Consider the following 7,546-nt stretch of genomic DNA (forward strand, 5'->3'; position numbering starts at 1 on the left):
GGCCCAGACCGTGCGGGCTTCGGTGAAGCCGCTGTGCCGCAGCACCTCCACGTGCCACGCCGGCGACTGCATCTGGTCGGCGGCGTGGTCGCCGTCCGCCGGGTCGGCGAAGACGCGGTGCCGTTCGGCGACGAGCTCGGCCAGGCTCGGCTCCTCCTCCAGCGCCCGCCACCAGTCGACCCAGTCGAGCACGCCCCGCTCCTTCTCCTCCGCCCGGCGGGCCCGGTCGTGGACGGCCATCAGCTCGTCGATGCGGGGGGTGGTGGGGTCGGGCATGTGGTCGACGTTGAGGAAGACACCGCCGGGGCGCAGCACACGCGCGATGCGCCCGTAGAGCGCGACGAGCTCGCCGTGCGTCAGCCAGTGGAGGGCGGTCGCGGTGAGTACGGCGTCGTACTCGCGGTGCGGGAGGTGGCCGGTCCAGTCCGCGTCGCGGAGGTTGAGCCGGACGAACTCGACGCGCGTGTCGTCCGCGAAGTGGCCGCGGGCGAGAGTGAGCAGTGCGGGGTCGAGGTCGACGCCGGTGCTGCGCGCGTCGGGCATGCGGGCCAGCAGTCGGTCGCTGATGCTCCCGGTGCCGCAGGCGAGGTCCAGGACGCGGGGCGTGCGGCCGACGGCGGCCTCGACGACGTCGAGCATCGTGCGGAAGCGTTCCTCCCGGTCCGGCAGGTAGTGCTCCTGCTGCCGGTCCCAGCTGCGCTGCCAGGCCTGCCAGTCGGGCTGTGCGGTGGTGTCCGCCATGACTTCCCCTCGGTGACGTAATAGGCTGGACCAACGTTCGGCCCTTACCTCTCCCGGCCCTGACTGTAACCAGTAGCCGTAAGGATCACAAGTGGAACTGACCTATTACGCAGACTTCGCCGTGCGGCTGGTGAACACCGAGGAGCCCGAACGCGGCACCGACACCCTGACCTCCGTCGAGGTGGTGCGGGAGCTGTTCGGCAGCCACCGGCAGGCCGCCCGCCGCGTCTCGGACGCCGACGTGAACCGGCTGCGGGCCGTCCGCGCCCGGCTCCGCGCGGTCTTCGCCGCCGCCGGCGAGCAGGACGAGTTCCGCGCCGTCGACCTGCTCAACACCCTGCTGATGGAGTACCCGGCGAGCCCGCAGATCGCCGGCCACGACTACCGCGACGAGGACGGCAACCCGCGCTGGCACCTCCACCTCGCCGAGAACCCCGTCAACGCGGGCGCCGGCTACGCGGCCATCGCCTGCATGGGCCTGGCCGTCAGCCTGACCGAGCTGGGGGTGGACCGGCTCGGCGTGTGCAACTCCGACCCCTGCCGCAACGCCTACATCGACACCTCCACCAACCGCTCCCGCCGCTACTGCTCCGACCGGTGCGCCACCCGCGCCAACGTCGCCGCCTATCGCGCCCGCAAACGCGCCGAGAGCGGCCGCCGCACCACCGCCGGACGCCCGGCGGACGACAAGTAGGGTGGGCGGTCCGTCTCCGGACGGACGGCCGACCGCCCGGACGGGCCGCCACCCGGACGTGGCGCCGATCGAACGGGCTGCCACCGAACAAGAAAGGCAACCGTGACCGCGACCCTGCACAGCGAAGGCGACCGGCAGACCCTGCGCTTCGAGCGCGACTACCGCCATCCGCGCGGCGAGGTGTGGCGGGCCGTCACCGACCCGGAGCTGATGGGCGGCTGGTTCCCCGCCCGCGTCGACCGGGCCGACGGTGAACCCGCCGCCGGCACCGAGCTGACGTTCACCTTCGAGGGCGACGAGGAGCCGCCGACGCACGGCACCGTCCTGGAGTTCGACGAGCCGTCCGTCTTCGCGTTCACCTGGGACGGCGACACTATCCGGGTGGAGCTGTCCGAGGACGGTGAGGACGGCGAGGGGGCTACGGCCGGCGGGGACGACGCGGAGGGCGAGCGGCGCTGCCGGCTGACGCTCACCGCCTCCTTCGAGGGCCGCGAGTGGGCCGTGCGCAACGCGGCCGGCTGGCACATCTGCCTGGACCTGCTGAAGGCGACGCTGGAGGGCAGGGAGCCGAAGGTGTCCGTGGGCCGCCGCCAGTCCCAGTTGCTCAAGGAGTACGAGAGCCGCTTCGGTCGCGCCTGAGCACCGTCCGGAACGCCGGGCCCGTGGGCGGTCGCGCTCACCGGGCCCGGGCCGAGAGGGTCAGACGGCCAGCGGGGTGCCGCGCAGGGCGATCCAGTCGCGGTAGGTGGCGTTCGCGTGTGCGACCTCCCGGTAGGCGGCGCGCAGATCCTCGAACACCGCGTCCACCTCGGCGGTCCGCTCCCCCGCGCGGAACGCCAGCAGGAGGCGGACGGTGAGCGGGTCGCCGGCCAGGGGCCGGGTGACCACCCCCGCCCGGGGCACGGTCGTCGGCTGGCAGGGCATCAGCACCTCACCGGCCGCGACCAGGTCGCCGGCGGTCAGGTAGTCCCCGCACACCAGGCGCGGGGTCTCCCCCGCGGTGGTGAGGGCTCGCAGCAGCCCGTCCCACTCGCCGTCCGCCGCCGGGTCCACCATCCAGCGCTCGCCGGCGAGTTCACACAGCGGCACCTCCGCGTGGGCCGCGGCGGGATGACTCTCGGGCAGGGCGACGAACTGCGGTTCGCGGTCCAGCAGCACCCGGACGGCCACCCCGGGCGGCAGCCGCAGCGGGCAGCCCGTGACCTCGTGCACGAACACCACGTCGAGCCGGTTCTGCGCCACCTCGCGCAGCAGCCGGTTGGCGGAGACGTCGATGCGGATCGTGGTCCCCAGGTCCGGGTGCCGGGCGCGCAGTCGGCGAAGCCACCCGGCGACCGCGCGACTGCCGGTGCTGCCCGTGCCGCCGACCCGCAGCCGGCCGGCGCTCCCGGACCGCAGCGCCGCCGCCCGCGTCTCGGCGACCAGCGCCGCCATCTCGGCGACCAGCGGCCGCGCCCGGCTGAGCACGCTGCGGCCGAGCGCGGTGGGCTCGCTTCCCGACCGCTCACGGACGAACAACTGGCCGCCGAGGGCGTGTTCGATGCGCCGCAGCTGGGTGGTCAGCGACGGCTGGGTCACCCCCAGTTGGCGGGCAGCCGCGCGGACGCTGCCCGTGTCGGCGATGGCGCACAGCGCGCGCAGGTGCCTGACTTCGAGCTCCACGGCCGGAGCATAGCGGCGGACTCCGCATCGCGACCAGGTCAACGACCGTGCGGTGCAACGGAGTTGGGATGACCGTCGAACAACCCGTAGGGGCCGGGTGATACGGCCGGGCTATCGCCGGATGGCATAGCCCCCACGACAGCCGTCGTGCCCGACACTCGGGGCAACCCGACGTCACTCCGCACCCCCGGCCGCCCACCCCACACCGGCGGCCGGGACGCGGAGACACGAAGAAGGGACCACCCCCCATGAAACACCTCAGGACCGTGCTGTCCGCCGCGCTCGGACTCGGACTGGCCGCCGGCCTCGCTGCGGTGCCGGGCAGCGCCACCGCCACCGCGCCCCAGGGCGACCGCGCCCACCTCGGCTACGCCGGCACCGCCGCCGAGGACGAGGCGGGCAACCGGGCGTTCTTCGAGGCCGTGATGAAGTCGGCGCTGCGCAAGCACGCCGAGAACCCGGGGGCCACGGCGGTCACCGTGACCTACAGCGCCGCCAGCGCCCCCACCTTCCGCAACCAGATCGCCGCCAGCACCCGGATCTGGAACTCCTCGGTCAGCAACGTACGGCTCGTCGAGGGCGGCAACCCCGACTTCACCTACCGCGAAGGCAACGACCCGCGCGGCTCCTACGCGTACACCGACGGCCGGGGCCGGGGCTACATCTTCCTCGACTACCGGCAGAACCAGGTCTACAACTCCACCCGGGTCACGTCCCACGAGACCGGTCACGTGCTCGGCCTGCCCGACAACTACCGGGGTCCGTGCAGCGAGTTGATGTCCGGCGGCGGGCCCGGCCCGTCCTGCACCAACGCCTATCCGAACCGGAACGAGATCAACCGGGTGAACGCCCGCTGGGCGCGGGCGGTGTCCGCGTACGCGAAGGATCTCGGCGTCAAGCTGCCCTGACGGTCAGTGCTCGCGGTGCCCCTTCCGTCGTGCGTGGCGGAAGGGGCACCGGGCCGGGGAAAACCGGTTGAGCGGCCTCCGGGGCGGCTGCGACGCTGACCGACGACCGCCGCCGCCCTGCCCGGAGAGGCCCGCCGTGTCCCACTCCCCCACGCCGACACTCGCCACGACCCTGCTCGTCGCGGCCGTCATCGTGCACGACCGCGACTCCGACCGGGTGCTGATGCTCAGACGCGGTCCGAACGCCAAGGTGGCACCCGGAAGGTGGGACCTGCCCGTCGGCAAGAACGAACCGGGTGAGCCGATCACCCTCTCAGCCGTCCGGGAGCTGCGGGAGGAGACCGGTCTGGTGGTCGCCGCGCCCGACCTGCGGCTCGCGCACGTGGTGCACGGCCGGGCCGGCGCGGAGGCTCCGGGCGGCTTCCTCACGGTCGTGCTGGCGACGACCCGCTGGTCCGGCGTGCCGGTGAACCGCGAGCCGGAAAAGCACTCGCAGCTCGCGTGGGTCCCGATCGGGGCGCCACCCGAGGAGACGTACGCGCCGGCGGCCGAGGCCGTCGCCGGCTACCACGCCGGACGCCCCTCGGTGGTCCTCACCGGCTGGCAGGAGCCCCCGTCATGAACCACCGGCCGGACACGTCGACGGACACTCCGCCGATCGACCCGCCGCCGATCGACCGGGACCTCGCGGCGCGGCTTGTCGACCGGGCGGGCGGGGTCAGCGGAAGAGACGGCCATGACGCGTCGCCCGAGCCCCGCACCGCACCGCAGCATGCGGTAGGTCTCGACGTCGGGTACACCGGGCGTGAGCCGGTAGTCGGTGTCGGGGTGATCCGTCCGGCCGGCTCAGGGCGGGTCAGCCCAGGCCCTGGCGGTCGGGGGTGAGCCCGAACCGGCGCGCGCGTTCGTCCGGCACGGCGGCGGCGACCGCCTCGTGCAGCAGCGCCCACTGGCGTTCCAGCGCGGGCCGCCGGGAGGGCGGACTGAGCAGCAGCAGATCGGCGACAAGCGCCACGAGCCGGCGGCTGACCTGCGGGCTGGCGGCGCCGTAGTCCCGGATCTCCGTCAGTGCCAGGTCCAGCAGCTCCGACCAGGTCGGCACGGGCTCGACCAGGCGCACGACGCCCTTGTGGTCGCGGTGCCGCTGGTCGCCGAGCGGCTGGGTGAGGAGTCCGGCGAGCACCACCTCCACCCGGTCGAGCACCTGGACGGCGGTGGTGGGGTCGTTGACGCCCGGGGAGAGGGCGCGGGCGGCGATGTCGACGAGCTGCCGCAGGCCGAAGGCGACGTCCTGTTCCATGGTGCGGTCCGCGCCGACGTCCACGCAGCGCCGCAGTTCGGCGCGGCGTCGCGGTTCGCCGCCGTGGCAGCGGAAGAGCGGGGCGCCGGTGGGCAGGTAGTCACCCACTCTCGGCACCAGGCGCAGGCACACGTCGTCGGCCCTGGCGAGCGCCACCAGACGGTCGAGGTGGACCGCCTGGAGCACGCCGGGCGGCCCGTTGTGGACGAGCACCCCGCCGGGGTCGTCCGGCCCCCATTCGGGTTGTTCCGCAGGCGCCCGGGGCGCCGCTCCCCGGCCGCCGACCGTCTCGCCGCCGGGTCCGGGCTGGTGGTCCGACGGCTCCTCGGGCGGGTCCACGGCGGGGCCGCGCACCCAGCGGGAGGGCAGCATGCGCAGGGTCTCGGCGGTGACGAGGTCGAGGACGTGGGTGACCCGCATCAGCCGGATCGTGGAGTGCACGTACACCACGAACATGGCCAGGCTGGCCACCACAAAGCCCATGGCCAGCGCGTAGCCCACGTACGGGGTGACGGAGTCCTGCGTCGCCGCCGTGGCCGGGCCGTACTCGCGCTGCATCCGCAGGGTGTAAAGGAACGTGCAGAGGAAGAGCGCGAGGGTCAGCTTGGTCACCCAGCTCTCCACGTAGAGCCGGAGGATGCGCGGCGAGAGCTGGCCGCCGGCCATCTGGAGCGCCACGAGGGTGATCGAGAAGACCACACCGATGAACGTCAGCATGGCCGAACTCATCGTCTGCACGGCGTCCTTGGCCGAGGCCCCGAACTCGGCGGTGGCGCGGAAGAACCAGAGGTCCGCGACCTCCAGCCCTTCCAGCCGCTCGCCGAGTTCGTGGATCAGCTCGTCGGCGACCACGGCCCCCGTGGCGAGCGTCCAGCCGGCGGCGATGCCGAGGAACGGCACCACGAGGAACGACTCACGGACCCGCTTGCGCAGCCGTGACAGTGCGCCCGTGCGGCGGCGCGACCCGTTTCCTCTCACCCGTCCACGGTCACCGAAACGCCCGCCGGGCGCTTCCGGGCGGGGGTCGCCGCTGAGCCGAACCGGTGTCGGCCACTCAGCGGCGCGCGAGTCGCCAGAGGGTGGTGGTCTCGGCGGCGCGGGCGGCGTGCAGCGGGTCGCCGGCGTCGGCGGCCTTGGGGTGGCGGGGGGCGGCGTCGAGCCGGCCGACCACGGTGAGACCGGCGTCCGCGATCAGCTTCGCGAGCTCGTCCGGCGCCCGCAGCTCCAGCAGTTCGGCGAGGTCGGACATGACAAGCCAGCCCTCGCCGCCGGGGGCGAGCGCGGGGGCGAGTCCGGCCAGGAAGCCGCGCAGCATGCGGCCACCGGGGTCGTAGACGGCGTGTTCCACCGAAGAGGTGGGTTTGGCCGGCAGCCAGGGCGGGTTGCACACCACCAGCGGGTAGCCCGGGAAGCCGGGGTCGGGGGAGGCGGGGTAGAGGTCGGCGGCGACGACGTCGACCTGGTCGGCGACACCGAGCCGGGCCGCGTTCTCGCGGGCGCACTCCAGGGCCCTCGGGTCCTGGTCGGTGGCGACGACGCGGGCGACGCCGCGCCGGGCGAGCAGCGCCGCGAGCACCCCGGTGCCGGTGCCGACGTCGAGGGCGAGCGAGTGGTCGGCCGGCAGCGGCGCGCGTGCGACGAGGTCGACGTACTCGCCCCGGACCGGGGAGAACACGCCGTGGTACGGGTGCACCCGGTCGCCGCCGAGCGCCGGAACCGGGACGCCCTTCCTACGCCACTCGTAGCCGCCGACCACGCCGAGGAGTTCCCGCAGCGACACCGCGCAGGGGCCGTCAGGCCCGCCCGCGCGTCCGTAGGCGTGCTCGCACGCCTCGCGCACGTCGGGGGCGCGGCGCAGCGGCACCACCCAGCCCGGGTCGACGGGGACCAGGAGCATGCCGAGCAGCCGGGCCCGGCGACCCTGGGCCTGCCGGTGGAGGTGGAAGGTCTCCCTGGGTGTGGCGCCGGGCTTGGCCGGATGCCGGTCGGCGCGGCGGCCGAGCGCGGACAGGAGCTGTCGCGCGCCGTGGTAGTCGCCCCGCCAGAGCAGGGCGGTCCCCTCGCAGACGAGCTTGAAGGCGGCGTCGGCGCGCAGGGTGTCGTCGGCCTCGACGAGCCGGCGGGGCGGCGGCGCCCCGGTCAGGGACAGCCAGCCGCGTACCGGGGCGGTGTCGGTGGCGTCGGGAGTGTCGGCGGCAGCAGCGTGGGCACCGGCGGCCCGGGTGGCGGGTGGGGCTGTGG

General features: G+C 74.3%; 8 protein-coding genes. 4 read left to right on the plus strand and 4 right to left on the minus strand.

Features of this window, described 5'->3' with window-relative positions; all coding sequences use genetic code 11:
• The coding region (locus GL263_RS17105) for a class I SAM-dependent methyltransferase (protein WP_182856593.1) at positions 1-741 on the minus strand (741 nt) is incomplete at its 3' end.
• Between the two features lie 91 nt (positions 742-832).
• Here GL263_RS17105 and GL263_RS17110 point away from each other — a divergent pair.
• A complete protein-coding gene (locus GL263_RS17110; RefSeq protein ID WP_182856594.1) occupies positions 833-1,435 on the plus strand; it encodes a CGNR zinc finger domain-containing protein in 603 nt (200 codons plus the stop codon).
• A 102-nt stretch (positions 1,436-1,537) separates the two neighbouring features.
• Positions 1,538-2,074 carry an SRPBCC family protein gene (locus tag GL263_RS17115; RefSeq protein WP_182856595.1) on the plus strand — a complete coding sequence of 179 codons (537 nt, stop codon included), beginning with the start codon at positions 1,538-1,540 and terminating at the stop codon, positions 2,072-2,074.
• 60 nt (positions 2,075-2,134) lie between these two features.
• Here GL263_RS17115 and GL263_RS17120 read toward each other — a convergent pair whose 3' ends face one another.
• Positions 2,135-3,097, minus strand: coding sequence for a LysR family transcriptional regulator (locus GL263_RS17120; protein ID WP_182856596.1), 963 nt, complete (start codon positions 3,095-3,097; stop codon positions 2,135-2,137).
• A gap of 248 nt (positions 3,098-3,345) precedes the next feature.
• On the opposite strand from GL263_RS17120, the gene snpA reads away from it, so the two are divergent.
• Both snpA and GL263_RS17130 read left to right on the plus strand, forming a co-directional pair.
• Positions 3,346-4,005, plus strand: coding sequence for a snapalysin (gene snpA, locus GL263_RS17125; protein ID WP_182856597.1), 660 nt, complete (start codon positions 3,346-3,348; stop codon positions 4,003-4,005).
• A gap of 136 nt (positions 4,006-4,141) precedes the next feature.
• Positions 4,142-4,627: an NUDIX domain-containing protein gene (locus GL263_RS17130; RefSeq protein ID WP_323379442.1), complete on the plus strand. Its 486-nt coding sequence runs from the start codon at positions 4,142-4,144 to the stop codon at positions 4,625-4,627.
• A 234-nt stretch (positions 4,628-4,861) separates the two neighbouring features.
• On the opposite strand, the gene GL263_RS17135 is transcribed toward GL263_RS17130, so the two are convergent.
• Together GL263_RS17135 and GL263_RS17140 are read right to left on the minus strand one after the other, a co-directional pair.
• Positions 4,862-6,283 carry a DUF2254 domain-containing protein gene (locus tag GL263_RS17135; RefSeq protein ID WP_182856598.1) on the minus strand — a complete coding sequence of 474 codons (1,422 nt, stop codon included), beginning with the start codon at positions 6,281-6,283 and terminating at the stop codon, positions 4,862-4,864.
• Positions 6,284-6,359: 76 nt separating this feature from the next.
• Positions 6,360-7,454 (minus strand): methyltransferase, encoded by a 1,095-nt coding sequence (locus tag GL263_RS17140; RefSeq protein ID WP_182856600.1) that lies wholly within the window; start codon positions 7,452-7,454, stop codon positions 6,360-6,362.
• Between the last annotated feature and the right edge of the window lie 92 nt (positions 7,455-7,546).

Source organism: Streptomyces durbertensis, from assembly GCF_014156695.1.
Lineage (GTDB): Bacteria > Actinomycetota > Actinomycetes > Streptomycetales > Streptomycetaceae > Streptomyces > Streptomyces durbertensis.

Coding starts and splice junctions, on each gene's coding strand:
- snpA (WP_182856597.1), top strand. CDS start 3,346: ATGAAACACCTCAGGACCGTGCTGTCCGCCGCGCTCGGACTCGGACTG.